Annotated in this window: 16 protein-coding genes; 7 read left to right on the plus strand and 9 right to left on the minus strand. The window is 64.7% G+C overall.

Annotation, left to right across the window (positions count from 1 at the left end; genetic code table 11):
- Nucleotides 1–131 precede the first annotated feature (131 nt).
- Nucleotides 132–2,612: a GAF domain-containing protein gene (locus tag AC1RQP_RS20850; RefSeq protein ID WP_492938337.1), complete on the plus strand. Its 2,481-nt coding sequence runs from the start codon at nt 132–134 to the stop codon at nt 2,610–2,612.
- A 79-nt stretch (nt 2,613–2,691) separates the two neighbouring features.
- A complete protein-coding gene (locus tag AC1RQP_RS20855; RefSeq protein WP_492938434.1) occupies nt 2,692–4,329 on the plus strand; it encodes an alpha/beta hydrolase in 1,638 nt (545 codons plus the stop codon).
- 6 nt (nt 4,330–4,335) lie between these two features.
- Here AC1RQP_RS20855 and AC1RQP_RS20860 read toward each other — a convergent pair whose 3' ends face one another.
- Both AC1RQP_RS20860 and AC1RQP_RS20865 read right to left on the minus strand, forming a co-directional pair.
- A complete protein-coding gene (locus tag AC1RQP_RS20860; RefSeq protein WP_492938338.1) occupies nt 4,336–5,919 on the minus strand; it encodes an MDR family MFS transporter in 1,584 nt (527 codons plus the stop codon).
- 154 nt (nt 5,920–6,073) lie between these two features.
- Entirely contained in the window at nt 6,074–6,589 is a 516-nt protein-coding gene (locus AC1RQP_RS20865; protein WP_239622415.1) for a YcgN family cysteine cluster protein, read from the minus strand.
- Between the two features lie 290 nt (nt 6,590–6,879).
- Here AC1RQP_RS20865 and AC1RQP_RS20870 point away from each other — a divergent pair, with 290 nt between their 5' ends.
- The 3 genes from AC1RQP_RS20870 to AC1RQP_RS20880 are packed head-to-tail and all read left to right on the plus strand — an operon-like array spanning nt 6,880 to nt 10,337.
- Nucleotides 6,880–9,168 carry a transglycosylase domain-containing protein gene (locus AC1RQP_RS20870; protein WP_492938339.1) on the plus strand — a complete coding sequence of 763 codons (2,289 nt, stop codon included), beginning with the start codon at nt 6,880–6,882 and terminating at the stop codon, nt 9,166–9,168.
- Nucleotides 9,169–9,177: 9 nt separating this feature from the next.
- Nucleotides 9,178–9,756, plus strand: a complete 579-nt coding sequence (locus tag AC1RQP_RS20875; RefSeq protein WP_239622413.1) for a DUF1214 domain-containing protein — start codon at nt 9,178–9,180, stop codon at nt 9,754–9,756.
- Nucleotides 9,753–10,337 (plus strand): DUF1254 domain-containing protein, encoded by a 585-nt coding sequence (locus AC1RQP_RS20880; RefSeq protein WP_239622412.1) that lies wholly within the window; start codon nt 9,753–9,755, stop codon nt 10,335–10,337. The genes AC1RQP_RS20875 and AC1RQP_RS20880 overlap by 4 nt, the downstream gene beginning before the upstream one ends.
- A 275-nt stretch (nt 10,338–10,612) precedes the next feature.
- Here the strand turns inward: AC1RQP_RS20880 and AC1RQP_RS20885 are convergent, their stop codons facing one another.
- The 5 genes from AC1RQP_RS20885 to AC1RQP_RS20905 all read right to left on the minus strand — a co-directional run bounded on the left by AC1RQP_RS20885 (nt 10,613) and on the right by AC1RQP_RS20905 (nt 15,104).
- On the minus strand, nt 10,613–11,383 hold the full coding sequence (locus AC1RQP_RS20885) for an amino acid ABC transporter ATP-binding protein (protein ID WP_275973688.1): 771 nt from the start codon (nt 11,381–11,383) through the stop codon (nt 10,613–10,615).
- Nucleotides 11,384–11,420: 37 nt separating this feature from the next.
- On the minus strand, nt 11,421–12,116 hold the full coding sequence (locus AC1RQP_RS20890; RefSeq protein ID WP_239622411.1) for an amino acid ABC transporter permease: 696 nt from the start codon (nt 12,114–12,116) through the stop codon (nt 11,421–11,423).
- On the minus strand, nt 12,113–12,907 hold the full coding sequence (locus AC1RQP_RS20895) for an amino acid ABC transporter permease (protein WP_492938340.1): 795 nt from the start codon (nt 12,905–12,907) through the stop codon (nt 12,113–12,115). Before AC1RQP_RS20895 ends, AC1RQP_RS20890 begins: the two co-directional genes overlap by 4 nt.
- 111 nt (nt 12,908–13,018) lie before the next feature.
- Nucleotides 13,019–13,921 (minus strand): amino acid ABC transporter substrate-binding protein, encoded by a 903-nt coding sequence (locus AC1RQP_RS20900; protein WP_239622409.1) that lies wholly within the window; start codon nt 13,919–13,921, stop codon nt 13,019–13,021.
- 22 nt (nt 13,922–13,943) lie between these two features.
- The gene (locus tag AC1RQP_RS20905; protein ID WP_239622408.1) at nt 13,944–15,104 is read right to left on the minus strand and encodes an aminotransferase class V-fold PLP-dependent enzyme; all 1,161 of its coding nucleotides are present in this window, start codon (nt 15,102–15,104) and stop codon (nt 13,944–13,946) included.
- A gap of 176 nt (nt 15,105–15,280) precedes the next feature.
- Here AC1RQP_RS20905 and AC1RQP_RS20910 point away from each other — a divergent pair, with 176 nt between their 5' ends.
- A complete protein-coding gene (locus AC1RQP_RS20910) occupies nt 15,281–16,081 on the plus strand; it encodes an IclR family transcriptional regulator (RefSeq protein WP_239622407.1) in 801 nt (266 codons plus the stop codon).
- Between the two features lie 265 nt (nt 16,082–16,346).
- Entirely contained in the window at nt 16,347–16,754 is a 408-nt protein-coding gene (locus tag AC1RQP_RS20915; protein WP_492938341.1) for a GFA family protein, read from the plus strand.
- A 68-nt stretch (nt 16,755–16,822) separates the two neighbouring features.
- Here the strand turns inward: AC1RQP_RS20915 and AC1RQP_RS20920 are convergent, their stop codons facing one another.
- Nucleotides 16,823–17,338 carry a Spy/CpxP family protein refolding chaperone gene (locus tag AC1RQP_RS20920; RefSeq protein ID WP_492938342.1) on the minus strand — a complete coding sequence of 172 codons (516 nt, stop codon included), beginning with the start codon at nt 17,336–17,338 and terminating at the stop codon, nt 16,823–16,825.
- Nucleotides 17,339–17,505: 167 nt separating this feature from the next.
- Nucleotides 17,506–17,976, minus strand: a complete 471-nt coding sequence (locus tag AC1RQP_RS20925) for a DUF411 domain-containing protein (RefSeq protein WP_492938343.1) — start codon at nt 17,974–17,976, stop codon at nt 17,506–17,508.
- Nucleotides 17,977–18,032: the final 56 nt, after the last annotated feature.

Consider the following 18,032-nt stretch of genomic DNA (forward strand, 5'->3'; position numbering starts at 1 on the left):
CTGCCGGCTTCGTCGCTTCAATCAAGTTCATCTCGGTTCGGTGCCGCTGTCGTCGACGCTGGCCCCTCGCGCACGGGATGTGATAATCCGGCTCGGTGCTGCGCCTGTCGCGGCATCAAGCCGGATTGCGAATGACCAACCCTCCGAAGGATATCGCCGCTGAACTTGCAGCCGAGAACGCGCGGCTGCTCAGCGAGCTTGCGATCGCGCGGGATCGCCAGAGCGCGAGCGCCGAGATCCTGCGCACCATCGCGGCCTCGCCCTCCGACGCGCGACCGGTGTTCGCGGCGATCGCGTCCAGCTCGAAGCACCTGCTCGGCGGCTTCTCCGCCACGGTGCTCCAGTTCATCGGCGATGAGCTGCACCTCGTGGCGTTCACGCCGACCAGCCCGGAGGCGGACGAAGGGCTGAGGGCGTCGTTCCCGCGCAAGATCGCGGACTTCCCGACCTTTGCCCTGGTACGCGACGGCGAGACGATCCAGTTTCCGGACAGCGAGGCGGCCGACGTTCCGGCGCTGAACCGGGAGTTGGCGCGGCTGCGCGGCTTCCGCAGCGTGCTGTTCATGCCGCTGATGAACCGGGGCGCGCCGGTCGGCATGATCAGCGTCACGCGCGCTGTAACAGGCGCATTCGCGCCCGACCTCGTGCAGCTGCTCCAGACCTTTGCCGACCAGGCGGTGATCGCGATCGAGAATGCACGACTGTTCAATGAGACGAAGGAGACACTTGAACGCCAGACCGCCACCGCGGACATCCTGAAGGTGATGGCGGGCTCGCCGTCCGACGTGCAGCCGGTGTTCGAGGCGATCGCCGTCAATGCCAACCGGCTGATCGGTGGCTTCTCCACCGCGGTGCTGCGTTATATCGACGGCGCCGCCCACCTTGCGGCATTCACGCCGACCGATCCGGCCGGCGATCGCGTGCTCCAGGCCTCGTTCCCCGTGCCGTTCGCACAGTTCCCGCCCTACCAGCTCGTTGCCAATGGTACCGCCGCGCAACTGCCCGACACCGAGCTCGAGCCGGCCGCACGCGACATCGCGCGTGCACGGGGCTATCGCAGCATGCTGTTTACCCCGCTGATGAGCGAGGGCGAAGCCATCGGCATCATCATCGCCACGCGCCGTGCGACTGGCAGCTTCGCCGAGCATCATGTGCGGCTGCTCCAGACCTTCGCCGACCAGGCGGTGATCGCGATCAAGAATGTCAGCCTGTTCAACGCGACCAGGGAAGCGCTGGAACGTCAGACCGCGACCGCCGATATCCTCAAGGTGATCGCGGCCTCACCATCAGACGTCACGCCGGTGTTCCAGGCCATCTCCGACAGCGCCAAGGCGCTGATCGGCGGACACTCCTCTACGGTCACCCGCGTCATCGACGGCATGCTGCATCTGGCGGCCTTCACCACCGACAATGAAGCCGGCAACGCCGATCTGCTCAGCTCCTTCCCGGCGCCGCTGTCGGGCTCGGGCATTCACAGCCGGGTGGCCCGAAGCGGACAATATGCCTTCCGCGGCGACATGCAGAGCGAACCTGGCCTCACCGAAGCCATGAAGGAGCTGGCGCGAACGCGAGGTTACCGCAGCATCCTGGTGGTGCCGATGCTGCGCGACGGCGTCGCGATCGGCACCATCGCCGTCACGCGGCCGGAGCCCGGTCATTTCCCTGACAAGGCGATCAACCTGCTCAAGACCTTTGCCGACCAGGCAGTGATCGCGGTCGAGAACACGCGCCTGTTCAACGAGGTGCAGGACCGCACAAGCGAGCTCGCCAGATCGCTGGACGATTTGCGCGCCGCGCAGGACCGGCTGATCCAGACCGAGAAGCTCGCATCCCTCGGCCAGCTCACCGCGGGCATCGCGCACGAGATCAAGAACCCGCTCAACTTCGTCAACAATTTCGCCTCGCTGTGTGCCGAGCTGACCGAGGAGCTGAACGATGTGCTTGCGCCGGTATCGCTCGCCGAGAACGTGCGCGCGGACGTCGAGGAGCTGACGGGACTCCTGAAGGACAATCTGGCAAAGATCGTGCAGCACGGCCGCCGCGCCGATTCCATCGTCAAGAACATGCTGCTGCATTCGCGCGAGAGCGGCGGCGAGCATGGGCCGAGCGACATCAACGCGCTGGTCGAGGAAAGCCTCAACCTCGCCTATCACGGCGCGCGCGCCGAAAAGCCGGGGTTCAACGTGACGCTCGAGCGCGAGCTCGATCCCGCGGCCGGACAAGCCGAAGTGTTTCCGCAGGAGATCACCCGGGTGCTGCTGAACCTGATCTCGAACGGCTTCCATGCGGTCGCAAAGCGCAGTGCGGACGGCGCCGCCGACTACGCGCCGGTGGTGCTTGCCGCGACGCGCGACCGCGGCGACGCCGTCGAGATCCGCATCCGCGACAACGGCACCGGCATTCCGGACGAGGTGAAGGAGAAGATGTTCAATCCGTTCTTCACCACCAAGCCGGCCGGCGAAGGCACCGGCCTCGGGCTGTCGATGAGCCACGACATCGTGGTGAAGCAGCACGGCGGCACGATCGACGTCGCGACGGCGCCGGGAGAGTTCGCCGAATTCACGATTCTCCTGCCGCGCAAGAGCGGATCCATGAAGAGCGACAAGGGATAGCATCACCTCGGAGGATTCATTGAAGAGTCTCGCGTGGTTCATTCGGCGCCAATTGCTCTCGCTCTCCGGCGTCGGCGTCATGCTGGGCGCGCTGCTCTTCGCGGCCGCGCTGACGCCGACGCTGATCCCGCGCAGCTATCTGACGCAAGGTGCCCTCGCCGGCGGCTGCTTTGCGATCGGCTATTTCGCCGGCGTGCTGTGGCGGCGGCTGTGGCACTATCTGGAATTGCCCGAACCGTCGGCGCGGGCGAGATCGATTGCGAACGCGCTGGCCTCCGCCATCTGCCTGCTGGTCGTCATCGTATGCCTATGGCGCAGCACCGAATGGCAGAACTCGATCCGCGCCGTGATGAAGATGGCACCGGTCGAGACCGCGCATCCGTTCAAGGTCTGCGCGATCGCCCTGGTCACGTTCGTGGTGCTACTGGTGCTGGGACGGCTGTTCACGCTGGTCGCCGGCTTTCTCGCCGCCCGCGCGCGGCACGTCATCCCGCCGAAAGTGGCGAACGTCATCGGCGTGCTGATCGCGGGCTTGCTGTTCTGGTCGATCGCCAGCAATGTCCTGATCCGCACCGCATTCAACGCGCTCGACTCCTCCTTTCGCGAGCTCGACATTCTGCTCGAGCCGGAGCGGCCGCAGCCGACCGCGTCGAACCGGACGGGTGGCCCGGACTCCCTCGTGAAGTGGCGGGAGCTCGGGCGCATGGGGCGCCGGTTCATTGCCTCGGCCCCGACCGCAGCCGAGATCAGCGCCTTCACGGGACGGTCCGCCCAGGATCCCGTGCGCGTCTATGTGGGACTCGCCGGCCGCGACACGCCGCGGGCGCGCGCCAAGCTCGCGCTCGACGAGCTGAAGCGTCAGCACGGTTTTGAGCGCAAGGTCCTGGTCGTGATCACGCCGACCGGCACCGGCTGGATCGATCCGGCCGCGATGGACACGGTGGAATGCCTCCACCATGGCGATGTCGCGAGCGTGGCGATACAGTACTCTTATCTCAACAGCCCGCTGTCGCTGCTCTTCCAGCCGGAGTACGGAGCAGAGGCCTCGCGTGCGCTGTTCGCTGAAATCTATGGCTACTGGACAACGCTGCCGAAGGACGGCCGGCCGCAGCTGTATCTGCACGGACTCAGTCTCGGCGCCATGAACTCGGAAAAATCTGCGGAGTTGTTCGAGACGATCGGCGATCCGATTGCGGGCGCGCTCTGGAGCGGGCCGCCGTTCGAAAGCCGCATCTGGCGCTCGATCACCGCGAACCGCAACCCGGGCACGCCGGCGTGGCTGCCGAAATTTCGCGACGGCCGCTTCGTCCGCTTCATGAACCAGAATGGAGCGACAGTGCCGGCAGATGCGCCCTGGGGGGCGATGCGCGTCGTCTATCTGCAATATGCCAGTGACGCGATCACGTTCTTTTCCTACCGCGACGCCTACCAGGCGCCGGCCTGGATGACGGTGCCGCGCGGACCCGACGTCTCACCTGAGCTGCAGTGGTATCCCATCGTCACGATGCTGCAGCTCGCCCTCGACATGGCGGTCGCGACCCATACGCCGATGGGCTTTGGCCATGTCTACGCACCCGAGCATTACGTCGACGCCTGGGTCGCGGTGACCGATGTTCGTGACTGGTCGGCCGAGGCGCTCGCCCGGCTGAAGGGGCAGCTTGCGGCGAAAGCGCGGCAGACGAACGCAGGGAATGACGATCCCGATCGCGGCGGCTAAAGCCGCTCACTCCGCCATCTCGACGTGCTTGGTCACGGTGGGGCCGGCCAGCGGCCGCTCCTCCATCGCGATCAGGCACAGCGCAGCACCCGTCATCAGCGCGGTGGCGGCGCCGAAGACGTAACGGAACGCATGCCGCATGTCCTCGGCGGGAATGGCATTGACGACGCCTGCGGCATGATGCTCGCCGGCGAGCGGGATGTCGGCACCCAGCGCGATCAGCAGGATGGCTGCGAAAGCCGCGACCGTGAACGAGGACATCAGCGAGCGGAAGAAGTTCAAGGCGCCGGTGATGGTGCCGACCTGCGGCCGCGCGACCGAATTCTGCACCGAGACCACGCAGACCGGAAAGGTGGTGCCGAGGCCGAGCGCGAACGCAGCCATCAGCGTCAAAAGGCCCCAGAGCGGCAGCGTCGTCAGCGTCAGGCCAAGGCCGCACAGCGCGGCCCAGGACGTGCCGATGATGGCGACGCGCTTGTAGTGCTTGGCCCGCGCCATGGTACGGCCGGCGACGGCCGCACCGATGGTCGAGACCGCCGCGAGCGGGATCAGCGCAAGCCCCGCCTCGCTGGCGCTGAGGTGATAGACGGATTCGTAGTAGAGCGGCAGCTGGACCGTGAGGCCCGTGATCGCGCCGAGCGCGCAACCGCCCGCCATCAGCCCGAATGGCACGACGCTTCCGCCGAGCAGCGGCAGCGGCAGGAACGGCTCGTCCGCGCGCCGGGCGTGCCAGACGAAGCTGACGACGAGCGCGACCGCGCCACCGACCATCGCGAGCACGGTCGGCGACAGCCACGGATAGCGCGTGCCGCCCCAGGTCAGCACCAGCATGAAGACGACGGCGGAGGCCATCAGCAGCACGCCGCCGAGCCAGTCGACCTTGCGCTTGCGGTGGAACACCGGGATCTTCTTCATCTTCGGCAGCAGAAGCGCGATCGCGGCAGCCGAGAGCGGGAGGTTGATCCAGAAGATCATCGACCAGTGCAGATGCTCGGCGAACACGCCGCCGATGACCGGGCCGAGAATGCCGCCGACCATCCAGACGCTGGAGAAATAGGCCTGGTATTGCCCGCGCTCGCGTGGGCTCACCACGTCGGAGATCACGGTCTGCACGACAGGCATGATGCCGCCGCCGCCGAGGCCCTGAAGTCCGCGCGCCAGGATCAGCATCGGCATGTTCGGCGCGATCGCGCACAGCACCGAGCCCGCGACGAACAGGCTGAGCGAGATGATGATCATGACGCGGCGGCCATAGATGTCGCTGAGCGTGCCGAACACCGGCGCGACCGCGGTCGAGGCGAGCAGATAGGCTGTGATCACCCAGGAGAGATTGGAGACGTCCTGGAACTGTCGCCCGATGGTCGGCAGCGCGGTCGCCACGATGGTCTGGTCGAGCGCTGCCAGGAACATCGTCAGCATCAGGCTGATGACGATGGTGCGGACCTCGTCGGAAGTCAGCGGCACCGGCGGCGCGATGGACGGCGCGTCATCGACGCTCAACACCTCGCTGGGAAGGCGGGAAAGCTCGTCGGCAATGTCGTCAGGCAATGTCTGGACGTCGGCAGCACTCTGCCGTTCGATTTTGTTCATCTCATCGGACGTCATGTGGCGGCGCAACGCCGCGAAGGATTCGTTCTATGCAATCCAATGTAGACAGCAAAGTTCTTCCCGGGCAGGCACCACGGCGCATGGGTGCATCCCGCCCCGGGGTCATCCCGAACACGTGATCGCGAGGGGCGACGGATCAGTCCCTTGGGCGTCGCTTCAGACGGGCCCGTTTCGGCAGCACGGCCGGCCATTGCACGATGTGGTTCTCGAGCTCCTCGTCCGGGATCTCCTCCTCGCTCCCCTCGACGCGGCCGCGGACGGAAACGCCGGCTTCATGCACGGTGTTGGGATCGCCCGAAACCAGCGGATGCCACCAATAGAGGTCGCGCCCCTCGGCGACGAGCTTGTAGCCGCAGCTCGGCGGCAGCCAGTTCAGGCTGCGGACATTGGCCGGGGTCAGGCGGACGCAATCCGGAACCTTGTCGGAACGATTCGGATAGTCCTTGCAGGCGCAGCTCGCCCCGTCGAGCAGCTTGCAGCCGACATGGGTGAAGTAGATCTTGCCGGTGTCCTCGTCTTCGAGCTTGTTCAGGCAGCAGCGGCCGCAGCCGTCGCACAGGCTTTCCCATTCGGCCGCCGACATCTCTTCCAACGTCTTGGTTTTCCAGAAGAATTCTTCCTGGCCTGAAGGTCGTTTGGGAGCTGCGGTCATGCGCCTCAACAAGAATTCGAAAGAGCTACGGCGACGCCATCTAGGGGGCGCGGCCGCAAGGGTGCAAGCGAGGCCTCTCTGAAGCCCGTAATGACCCGGGGTCAATTAGGCCTGTTGTTCAAAATCGCGAGCGTGGCCATTGGTTTATGGGCCCCGCTCGGCTAGAAGGAACAGCAAGTCCCTCGGATGCTGGCCGGGCGCCTTGGGTTTGCCGCAAGATTCCCCCAAGACGTCTCGATGCCGCCCCGGCCGGGTGCTTGAACGCTCGAAGCAAGCCTCAAGGGTTCTAGGTGCGACAGATCATACCACCGCATTGGAAGCAGGGGGTCCGGAATTTCTTCCTCGACCTCGATGCGCGTATCGACTCCTCGCTGTTCTCCTCGGCCAAAGGCATCCGCGAGCTCTACGAGCGCTACTCGACCTTCATGGACCGGTTCTATGTCGGGCGCTGGAAGCGCTGGGTGTTCATCGAGCCGCTGTCGGAGGCCGCCACGCTCGGGCTCGGCGGCCTGGTCGTGATGCTCACCCTCGCCATCCCTGCCTTTCGCGAGACCGCGGACGAGGACTGGCTGAAGAAGTCCGATCTCGCGGTGAGCTTCCTCGACCGCTACGGCAATCCGATCGGCAGCCGCGGCATCAAGCACAACGACTCGATCCCGCTGGAAGATTTTCCCGATGTCCTGATCAAGGCGACGCTGGCGACCGAGGACCGCCGCTTCTACGAGCATTTCGGCATCGACATCGCCGGCACCGCGCGCGCGCTCGTCACCAACGCCCAGGCCGGCGGCGTCCGCCAGGGCGGCTCCTCGATCACCCAGCAGCTCGCCAAGAACCTGTTCTTGAGCAACGAGCGCACCATCGAGCGCAAGGTCAACGAGGCCTTCCTCGCGATCTGGCTGGAATGGCGCCTGACCAAGAACGAGATCCTCAAGCTGTATCTCGACCGCGCCTATATGGGCGGCGGCACGTTCGGCGTCGACGGCGCGGCGCATTTCTACTTCAACAAGTCGGCGCGCGACGTGACGCTGGCGGAAGCTGCGATGCTCGCCGGCCTGTTCAAGGCACCGACGAAATACGCCCCCCACATCAACCTGCCCGCCGCCCGCGCCCGGGCCAACGTCGTGCTCGACAACCTCGTCGATGCCGGCTTCATGACCGAGGGCCAGGTGTTCGGCGCCCGCCGCAATCCGGCCTTCGCCGTCGACCGCCGCGACGAGGCTTCGCCGAACTATTATCTCGACTACGCCTTCGACGAGATGCGCAAGCTGGTCGACACCTTCCCGAAGTCCTATATCGAGCGCGTCTTCGTGGTGCGTCTCGCCATCGACGCCAATGTGCAGAAGGCGGCCGAGGACGCGGTCGAGAACCAGCTGCGCCAGTTCGGCCGCGACTATCACGCGACGCAGGCTGCGACCGTCGTCGCCGATCTCGACGGCGGCATCCGCGCCATGGTCGGCGGCCGCGACTACGGCGCCAGCCAGTTCAACCGCGCCACCGACGCCTATCGGCAGCCCGGATCCTCATTCAAGCCCTACGTCTACACCACGGCGCTGCTGAACGGTTACACGCCGAACTCGATCGTGGTCGACGGCCCCGTCTGCATCGGCAATTGGTGCCCGCAGAATTATGGCCATTCCTATTCCGGCTCGGTGACGCTGACGCAGGCGATCACGCGCTCGATCAACGTCGTGCCGGTGAAGCTGTCGATCGAGATCGGCCGGCGGGAGCAGCCGAAGGCGCCGAACCCGGCCAAGATCGGCCGCGCCAAGATCGTCGAGGTCGCGCGCCGCTTCGGTCTCAAGGCGCCGCTGCCCGACACGCCGTCGCTGCCGATCGGTTCGGACGAAGTCACCGTGCTCGAGCATGCCGTCGCCTACGCGACCTTCCCCAACCGCGGCAAGGCGGTGACGCCGCATGCGGTGCTCGAAGTGCGCACCGGCGCCGGCGACCTCGTCTGGCGCTGGGACCGCGACGGTCCGAAGCCGCGGCAGGCGATCCCCGCGTCCGTTGCCGCCGACATGGCCGGCATGATGAGCCACGTCGTCAGCGAAGGCACCGCGCGCCGCGCCGCGCTCGACGGCATTCCGACCGCGGGCAAGACCGGCACGACCAATGCGTATCGCGACGCCTGGTTCGTCGGCTACACCGGCAACTTCACCTGCGCGGTCTGGTACGGCAACGACGACTATTCGCCGACCAATCGCATGACCGGCGGCTCGCTGCCGGCGCAGACCTGGCACGACATCATGCTCGCGGCCCATCAGGGCGTCGAGGTCCGGGAGATCCCCGGCATCGGCATGGGCCAGAAGCTGCCGCCGCAGCACGTCTCCAACGCGCAGGCCAATGCGGCGGCGAAGGTGCTGGAGACCAAGCCGGGTCCGCCGCCGGTGCTGACCAAGCGCGGTGCCGACGTCCTGGTGCGCGTCGAGAAGTTGCTCGATGATGCGGCCAGGACCGCGAATAAATCCGCGGCCGACGACAGCAAGCTGGCGAAGCCGTCCTCGGCGACGAGCGCGCTCGCCTTCCCGCAAAACTACGCGGAAGAGAACGTCAACGCCTCTGCTCCGCGCAAGAACTGATCGAAACCCGTGCGGCTGATCCTGATCACATTGACGGCGCTTCTTCTCGCAACGGTGGTCGGCGTCGGCGCGACCTGGATGACGACGACGCGCGGCACCGAGATCGGCACGCTGACCATCGGCGCCTGGACCGCGCGGCCGCGCACCGGCACCGCCGACGCCGACCCCTATTCGCGCGCCACCATCGTGCGCAACGGCGAGCTGCCGATCGGCACCGGCGACGGCGTCGCCTTCACCGCCACCACCGACGACAAGAAGAAGGCGCTCGACGGCCGCTGCGATGTCGTCGTCTCCGGCGTGACGCCGCCGGCGCGGTTCTGGACGCTGACGCTGTATGATCGCAAGGGCCATCTCGTCGCCAATTCGCTGCAGCGCTACGGCTTCACCAGCCAGGAGATCGTCCGGCAGTCCGACGGCTCGTTCGAGATCCGCATCGCCTCGCGCTCCCGTGCCGGCAACTGGCTGCCGACCGGCGGCATCGAGCGCTACGCCTTGATGCTGCGCCTCTACGACACCCCGGTCGGGGTCGCAACGCGCACCCAGCGCGATGCGCCGATGCCAAGCATCACGACGGCGGGCTGCTCATGATCCGGCTCGCGTTCACCATCGTTGCCGGCGTGGTGCTGGGCCTCGTGGTCCATCTCGTCAGCGTGCTGGCGCTGCCGCGGATCGCGACGCAGGATGCCTATTCGCGGCTGACGCCGATGACGAAGGTGAACGCCGTCACTCAGCTTCCCCTCGCCGACCCCAACACTTCGCCGATGCCGTTCATGGATCCGGCCTTCGCGCTGGCGATCTGCCGCTACGATCTGTCGGGCGGACCGATCAAGCTGACGGTGCCGGTGAGCCAGGCCTACACCTCTGTTTCGTTCTACACCCGCAACGAGATCGCCTATTACGCCATCAACGACCGCTCCGCGGGCCGCAAGGTGATCGAACTCGACCTGATGACCGAAGCGCAGCACAGCGAGCTGCCCGAGGACGAAGAGGTCACCGCGGCCGACCGGCTGATCATCGATTCCCCTGCTACCACCGGCCTGATCCTGATGAAGGCGCTCGCCCCCGAGCCCGGCCTGATGCCACAGGCGCAGGCCTCGCTGGCAGCGGCGACCTGCGCGCCGCAGACCGAGCCGCCAGCGAAGGCCGAAGCACCACGCAGCCGGCGCTGAGCGCGGCCATTTCAGCAGCGCAAAACAAAAACTGCGAAAACAACCCCATGCACAGTAGCGGGGGCGTTGAAATCATTGCGTTCTTCCGTCGGCGATAACGAAGCTACCGGGCGACGCTTGCGCACCTTTGACTCGTCGGGCAAAACACCGGCATACTGGCATCATCGAAAGTTCGTCACACCCGCGCGGAGCCATCCGCCGCGGGTTTTTTCATTTGGCAGCGCGGGCTGCGAGGCGCATGCAAAGCCGGAGGCCGGGACCTGACGTCATTCGACCTAATGGATAATCTGGCCGAGAAAATCCCGCGCGCGCTCAGTCCTGGGCGCACGGAAGAAAGTTTCAGGATCGGCTTCCTCGACGATGGATCCGCGATCCATGAACACCACCCGATCCGCGATCTCGCGGGCAAAGCCCATCTCATGCGTGACGCAAACCATCGTCATGCCGTCACGCGCGAGCGCCACCATGGTGTCGAGCACTTCCTTGACCGTCTCCGGATCGAGCGCAGAGGTGGGCTCGTCGAACAGCATGATCTTCGGCTGCATGCACAGCGCACGCGCGATGGCAACGCGCTGCTGCTGACCGCCGGAGAGCTGTCCCGGATATTTGTTCGCCTGATCGTGGATGCGCACTTTCCGCAAAACAGCGATCGCACGCTCATGCGCATCCGTGCGGGACAAGCCCCGCACCTTCATCGGCGCCAGCATGCAGTTCTCGACGACCGAGAGATGCGGAAACAGATTGAAGCTCTGGAACACCATGCCGACCTCGCGGCGGACGCCATTGATGTCGTGGATTCGGCCCGTCAGTTCGACGCCATCGACGACGATCCGGCCGCCGTCGTGCTTCTCGATATGGTTGATGCAGCGGATCAGCGTCGACTTGCCTGAGCCCGAGGGGCCACACAGCACGATCTTCTCCCCTGCCGCGACATTGAGATTGACATCGTTCAGGGCCGTGAAGTGGCCGAACCGCTTCACCAGATGCTCCACGACGACGATCGACGCCGACCGGCTGGACTCATTCCCGGCAGTGTGCTGAAGCATTTTCCTCTCCCAAGAACAGGATTTTTCGTTCGGTCCGCTACCGGTGCGTTCCCGCAATCGCATAGCGCCTGCGCAGGGATGCCACGCATTGCGATGCCGCCGAGCTGATTGCGAGGTAGACCACTGCAATGGCCAGATACATCTCGACGAGACGGCCGTTGAGCTGCGCAAGCTTCGAGGCTGCGCCGAGTAGATCGGTGAGCGACAGAACGTAGACTAGCGAGGTGTCCTGGAACAGGATGATGGTCTGGCTCAGAATGATCGGGCTCGCGACGCGAAGCACCTGCGGCAGGATCACAGAGCGATAGGTGTCGAAGGTGGACAATGCGAGCGCCTGGCACGCCTCGAACTGCCCCCGGTTCACGGCCCTCAATCCGACGCGGATGATTTCCGAATAGTAGGCTGCCTCGAACAGGCCGAAAGTGATAAACGCCGTCCAGGTGGCACCGATCGGGACGGGGCGGCCACTCCCGCCGAGATGGCCAAGCACGATCGGCACCAGAAAGAAGAACCAGAACAGGACGAGGATCAGCGGGATAGAGCGCATCAAGGCGACATAGCCACGTACGAGCTTACCGATCACAGGCACTTCAAAGTGCTGCACCAGGGCGAAACAGGTCCCGAGGATCAGGCCGACCACGAATGCAATGGCGGTCAGCGCCAGCGAAAACAACAGGCCCGACCAGAGGTAAGGCCACGCCTGAAGAACAACGGAGAAATCGAGGCTGTTCATTTCACGACCTCCATTGCGTCGGGCAAGGAGCTGACCTGTTGGGCAGCGCGCGTCGGGGCCGGTTCGATCGCATTCTCCGCACGCCCGGTGCCCGGAATGCGCACGGCCCTGTCGATCAGCGCCATTCCCTGATAGGCAATCAGAGCCAGCGCGAGATAAATCAGCGTCGCGGCGCCGAAAGCCGTGAAGGTCTGGAACGTCGCTTCGCTGATCTGCCGGGCCTGCGCCGTCAGCTCCATCAGCCCGATCGTGAGTGCGACGGAGGTGTTCTTGTAGATGCCCATCACCTCGCTGGTCAGGCTCGGTATGATCAAGCGCAGCGCCTGCGGCAGGATGATATGGCGATAGGGCAGATATCCGCTGAGCCCGAGCGCGCTTGCCGCCTCGACTTGCCCCTTCGGCAACGCCTCTATCCCGGCACGAACCTGTTCGGCGATGCGGGCGGCAGTGTAGAGTCCCAGGCACACGAGCGCCGGGAAGAATGATCCCCAAGGCGGAGGAATCTGCTTGATGGCATTTCCGAGCGCAACGGGCAGAATCTCCGGCAGGACGAAGTACCAGAGGAACATCTGCACGAGCACAGGAACGTTGCGGAAGATTTCCACATACAACCGCGCGACGGCCGCAACGATCCGGTTCTGAACGGTGCGGCCGATGCCGACGATGACCCCGACCGCGAAGGCGATCCACCAACCGAAGAACGCCAGCGCCAGAGTCCAGCCGAGGCCCGACAGAAGCCAGTCGATATAGCGTTGGCCATCCGCCGTCTGTTCAAGAAGCACTGCAAACATGGCGAACCTCAGGGCTCGGTTTGCGGGACACTCTCCGCCTTGCCGCGAAGTGGATTCTTGTTTTCACGCGTTTCTTGACACGAACCGGAATCCATTTCGCTCGAAGACGCTCTAGTCGACGGCGTCGCTGGGATGCGCGATCCGTTCCGTGAGCTCGACCGTCAGCGGGAACGCCAAGTTCTCGCCCTTGGGCGGGATCGGCCTGGTGAACCACTTGGCGTAGGTCTTCTCGAACTGACCCGACGCCATCTGATTGGAGAGGACATCATCGACGAGCGCCTTGAAGCCGGTATCGCCCTTCGTGAACATCAGGCCATAATAGATCTTGGCGTAGCCCTCGGGGAGAAATATCAGCGCATCCGGCTTCGGCGCAGCGGCCTTCAGGCCCGCGAGAAGGATGTCGTCTTCCATGAAGGCGGCCGCGCGGCCCGTGTTCAGCATCAAGAAGGATTCGGCATGATCCTTGGCCTGGACGATGTTGAAGCCGAGCTGCTCCCTCGCATTCACGCCCTGCGCGAAGCCGACGGCATTGGAGCCCTGGGTCACCACGATCGTCTTTCCCTTGAGATCGCCGGCCGTCTTCAGGCCGCTGTCCGCCTTGATCAGCCAGCGCGGCTGGCTCACGAAAGTGGCGACGGAAAACGAAACCTGCTCCTGCCGCTTCCTGTCGTTCGCCGTGCCTCCGCACTCGATATCGACGGTGCCGCTCTGGATCAGCGGGATGCGGTTGGACGAGTTCACCGGAACGTAATTGACCCTCAGATTGGGCAGGCCGGTCTCCGCCTTGATGCGCTCGACGATGGCTGCGCAGAGATCGAGCGAGAAGCCGATCGGCTTCTGGTCAGGACCGAGATAGGAGAACGGTATCGAGGCTTCGCGGTGGCCGATGGTGATGGCGCCGGTCGACTTGATCCTGGCAAGCGTGGGACTGTCGGCGGCAACCGAGGGTCCGCTGATGGCGGCCAGGACCGCGAGGCCGGACAGAATGCTCAAGACACGCGCAACGTTCGTCATGTACGTCTCCTTGATGGACGGCCTATGCGGCCCTCGATGATGGCTTCACGCCGCGCCGCTGGATGATCTCGATCAGGCGGTCGACGTCCGCGAACGTATTGAACATCCCGAACGACACGCGAATGCCGCCCCGCTCCGGCGACACGCGGACCCCGTTCTCCTCGAAATGGCCCAGCCATTCGGCGGCAGGCAGCGCGATGACGTAGATGTGCGGCGCGCGATGCTGCCGCTCGCGAGGACCGACGAGACGAACGCCCAGCGCGTCGAGCCGGGCGATGAGATGATCGCCGAGATCGAAGCAATGGTTCCGGATGTTCTGCACGCCTAACGCTTCGATCATGTCGAGCGAGGCACCGAGTGCATGGATCGCCGGAAGATTGAAATTGCCAAGCTCGAAGCGACGCGCGCTTGGGGCCGGATCGAGCCTGTCGACGCGGGCGATGAGATCGCCCGGTATCTCCGCCAGGCTCGCAGCCGCCAGATAGGCCGGCTCGAGTTCGGTCCTGGACTTGTCCCAATACAACAGACCCAGCCCCTGCGGCACGAGCAGTCCCTTGTGACTGCCCGAACCGATGAAGGTCGCGTGCATCGCCTTGGCGTCGATCGGCACGACGCCGATCGCCTGCATCACGTCGACGACGAAATAGAGGCCTCTCTCCCGGCACAGCGCGCCGATGCTTTCGACGTCGAAGCGGTGGCCGGCATGGAATGTCACCTGCGACATCGAGATCGCCCTCGTGTTCGCATCGACGTGCGGACGAAGGCTCGCGGCGTCAACGACCTCGGTCATCGGCACAAATTCGACCGCGACGCCCTTGCGTCGCAGATTGAGGAATGCGTACGCGTTGTTCGGATGATCGCCGTGGATCATGAGGACCTTGTCGCCAGCGTGCAGGGGCAGCGCGTTCGCGGCGATGTTCATGCTCTCCGAGGTGTTCTTGGTGAAGGCGATCTCATCTGCCGCTGCACCGAGGAGCCGCGCCAGCTTCGCGCGGGTCTGCTCGACGCGATCGAGCCACACGCTCTTGGGGCCTGCGCTCTCCAGACCTTCGCTCAGGAAACGGTCGATCGCGGCTTTGACGGGACGTGCGAGCGGCGTCTGGAAGCCGGAGTCGAGATAGGTCATCCGCTCGGCAGCCGGAAACTCCTTCCGCACGGCATCAACATCGTAATGTCCTGACATCCCATTCTCCTGAGCGCGTCCGCGGCGGCTCGCACTGCACAATTCCTGCTCACCGCCGGGCAGCGCCAACGATATGGGCAGAGCGTCGAACCGGCTACTTTGATTTTCATATTTCAGTAGTTTTTATTCCGAAAAATGATAATTTTTGATTCCGAAGTTTGATAGAGGGAAAGAAGATGTCGGAAGCCAGCCTCAACGGACCGCTCGACCGCGCCTTCGCGATCGTCGGTTACGTCGCCGGCCAGACCAGAGCGGCCTCGGTCGCGGAAATCGCGAGCGCCTTGTCACTGCCGCTGCCGACTGCGCACCGGCTGATCGGCAATCTGGAGCTGCGCGGGCTTCTGCAGAAAGCCCTGGGGACAAAGCGCTATGTGGTCGGCAATCAACTGGTCACGTTGTCGGCCCGGGTGATCGGCGCAGCGTTCCGGACCGCTCGCCGGCACGCCGTGCTCCGCGCTGTCGCCGCGGAGATCGGCGAGCAATGCGAGATCGGCGTCGTGCGTGACAATGTCGTTTCGTATGTCGACAGCGTCCGCGTCTCGCAACCTCAAGGCCTGCAATTCAATCCGGGAGAAGCGGCGCCACTCCACTGCACGTCGACCGGCAAGATCTACATGAGCCGCTTGCCCGAGCGCGCGCGAGAGAAGCTGTGCCGTGCCCTTGCTCTGACCAGATATACCGAAACGACGATCGTCGATGTCGAGAGCCTGATGAAGGTGCTCGATGAAACCCGCAGACGGGGCTGGGCCAAGACCAACGAAGAATATGTGAGAGGCGTCGTCGGCTGCGCAGTTCCCATCCTGTCCCCGGATCGCGAACTGATCGCGTGCCTGGGCGTGTCCGTTCCCGTGGCGCGGGTGAGCTTCACCGCACTCGATCGGTTCATCGCGCCGCTTCAGAAGGCCGCGGAACTCCTTTCGGAAACCATCCTCCAGGCCGACGAGGATGGAAGAAGCGATGCATCCGCGGAAGCCTGAACTCACGGTCCAATCTGACACCAAAGCGCGATGAGATCGGGATGAATCGTCATCGTGCTTTGGGTTGTTGCTTGAGCATGATCTTTTCGGAAAACCGCTGCACACTATGCGTTAACGCGGCCCTTGGGGTCCGGATCATGCTCTAGCGAGTGATGGCAGCAGCTGTCAGGCGACAGTAGGACGCAACCACAGATCGATTGCGGCGTTGAAGCGGCTCGCCTCGAGAGCTATCGATCGGCAAAACCATTTTCGATCGGAGGAACGCATGAGCACCATCACCGGCGGCTGTCACTGCGGCGCAATCCGTTATGAGGTCGAGGGTGACGCGATCGTGCACGCGCTGTGCCACTGCCGCGACTGCCGACTTCACGCCGGCGCCCCGGTCGTCGGCTGGACGATGTATCCGGACAATGCCGTCAAGGTGACCAAGGGCGAGCCGAAGGTGTACCACTCCTCGGAACATGGCCGGCGGCACTTCTGCGGCGACTGCGGCACCGGCCTGTTCTATTTCAATGCCAACATCATGCCCGGAATCATCGACATCCAGAGCGCGACCTATGACGATCCCGAGGTCGTGCCGGCAACGATGCAGATCCAGGTCGCCGAGCGTCTTCGCTGGATGGAGCATGCGCACGAACTGCCGGCGTTCGACCGCTATCCTCCACAGCCGTAGCGGCGGAAGATGACACCGGCTCTTTTGGCGTCATCCAGGGATCGGCAACGCTCGGCCCGTGCGCCAGCTCATTGATGGTGACGATGGCGCTGCGACGCGCCGCCGGACGTGTACCCGCGCAGCTCGGCGTATCTTGCCAATTGCGCCTGATCGAGAACCGCCGCGGTGCGCAGGTGATATTTGAGATGGGCTTGCCGCAGCTCTCCCTGAGTCTTCGCGATCGCCGCGGTGGCGGATCCCAGGCTCTCGTCGGTGATCGTGCGGCTGGCGAACTGCCGATCCAGCTCCGCCTCGTTCTCGATCAATCTGCCGCCGATGGGAGTGGTCTCGGCCTTCATCTCGGAGAACATCGCCTCGACCTTGCTCCGCTGCTCCGGGTTCAATCCCAATTGGTCCGCGAGTTCGAGCACGTGGGAGGGCCCGGGATAACCATTGAGCTCGGCCGCGAGTGCGAGCCCCATGCCGCGCCCCGCCCGCAGATCGCCGATCTGCTGGTCCGAAAGCGCCTTGACGTGGCGGGACTGCATGCCGGCGTACGGCGTCTGCGCCCAAGCGGCAGCGGGCGCGAACAAGGCGATGATCAAAACGACGATCTTCATGACTTTCTACCCATGTTGCAGGACGTCAACCAATCATGACTCGGCGATGGCGTAAACGGCAACATCGCCGGTGATCTACGCGGGACCTTGCAGGTTGCGATCTCGGTTTCCATGACGGCGGCGGCTGGGAGCGCTCCCTGATCAAGGCGCTCTCAACCGATCGCCTGCGAGCCGATAAAGCGCATGAATGGCCTTTGACCATCGGCACCGAACAGCACGACCGTGTAAGGCTCCGGCTTGCCGCCTTCCATCCCGGGCGATCCGACCGGCATGCCCGGCACAGCGAGCCCTTTCGCAATGGGGCGCTCCGAGAGGAGGCGCCGCACGGCTGCGGCCGGCACATGTCCCTCGATGAGATAACCTGCGACCTCTGCCGTGTGACACGCGGCCAGGTCCGAGGGGATGCCGAGACGATTCCGAACCGCGTCGAGATCGGCAGTCTCCTCCACCTGGACGACAAATCCTGCGTCCCGGAGATGCTGCACCCAGCCCGCGCAACAGCCGCAGCTCGGATCCCTATGCACCATGACGGTCGTTTCTCCGGCCTGCGCCGCAACGGCAGGCCTCGCCAGGACTGCCGCCGCTGCCGCCGCCATCAGCCCTGCAAGCGACCGACGGGTCATCACATGTCCGCGTTCCCTCATCTTCGGATTCCTTTCCTCATCGCTGGATCTCAAGG

This window comes from Bradyrhizobium sp. GW821-FHT13H06 (assembly GCF_058803975.1).

Coding starts and splice junctions, on each gene's coding strand:
- AC1RQP_RS20860 (WP_492938338.1), bottom strand. CDS start 5,919: ATGAACAAAATCGAACGGCAGAGTGCTGCCGACGTCCAGACATTGCCT.
- AC1RQP_RS20890 (WP_239622411.1), bottom strand. CDS start 12,116: ATGAACAGCCTCGATTTCTCCGTTGTTCTTCAGGCGTGGCCTTACCTC.
- AC1RQP_RS20915 (WP_492938341.1), top strand. CDS start 16,347: ATGAGCACCATCACCGGCGGCTGTCACTGCGGCGCAATCCGTTATGAG.
- AC1RQP_RS20925 (WP_492938343.1), bottom strand. CDS start 17,976: ATGACCCGTCGGTCGCTTGCAGGGCTGATGGCGGCGGCAGCGGCGGCA.
- AC1RQP_RS20905 (WP_239622408.1), bottom strand. CDS start 15,104: ATGTCAGGACATTACGATGTTGATGCCGTGCGGAAGGAGTTTCCGGCT.
- AC1RQP_RS20895 (WP_492938340.1), bottom strand. CDS start 12,907: ATGTTTGCAGTGCTTCTTGAACAGACGGCGGATGGCCAACGCTATATC.
- AC1RQP_RS20855 (WP_492938434.1), top strand. CDS start 2,692: ATGCTGGGCGCGCTGCTCTTCGCGGCCGCGCTGACGCCGACGCTGATC.
- AC1RQP_RS20900 (WP_239622409.1), bottom strand. CDS start 13,921: ATGACGAACGTTGCGCGTGTCTTGAGCATTCTGTCCGGCCTCGCGGTC.
- AC1RQP_RS20865 (WP_239622415.1), bottom strand. CDS start 6,589: ATGACCGCAGCTCCCAAACGACCTTCAGGCCAGGAAGAATTCTTCTGG.
- AC1RQP_RS20880 (WP_239622412.1), top strand. CDS start 9,753: ATGATCCGGCTCGCGTTCACCATCGTTGCCGGCGTGGTGCTGGGCCTC.
- AC1RQP_RS20910 (WP_239622407.1), top strand. CDS start 15,281: ATGTCGGAAGCCAGCCTCAACGGACCGCTCGACCGCGCCTTCGCGATC.
- AC1RQP_RS20885 (WP_275973688.1), bottom strand. CDS start 11,383: ATGCTTCAGCACACTGCCGGGAATGAGTCCAGCCGGTCGGCGTCGATC.
- AC1RQP_RS20850 (WP_492938337.1), top strand. CDS start 132: ATGACCAACCCTCCGAAGGATATCGCCGCTGAACTTGCAGCCGAGAAC.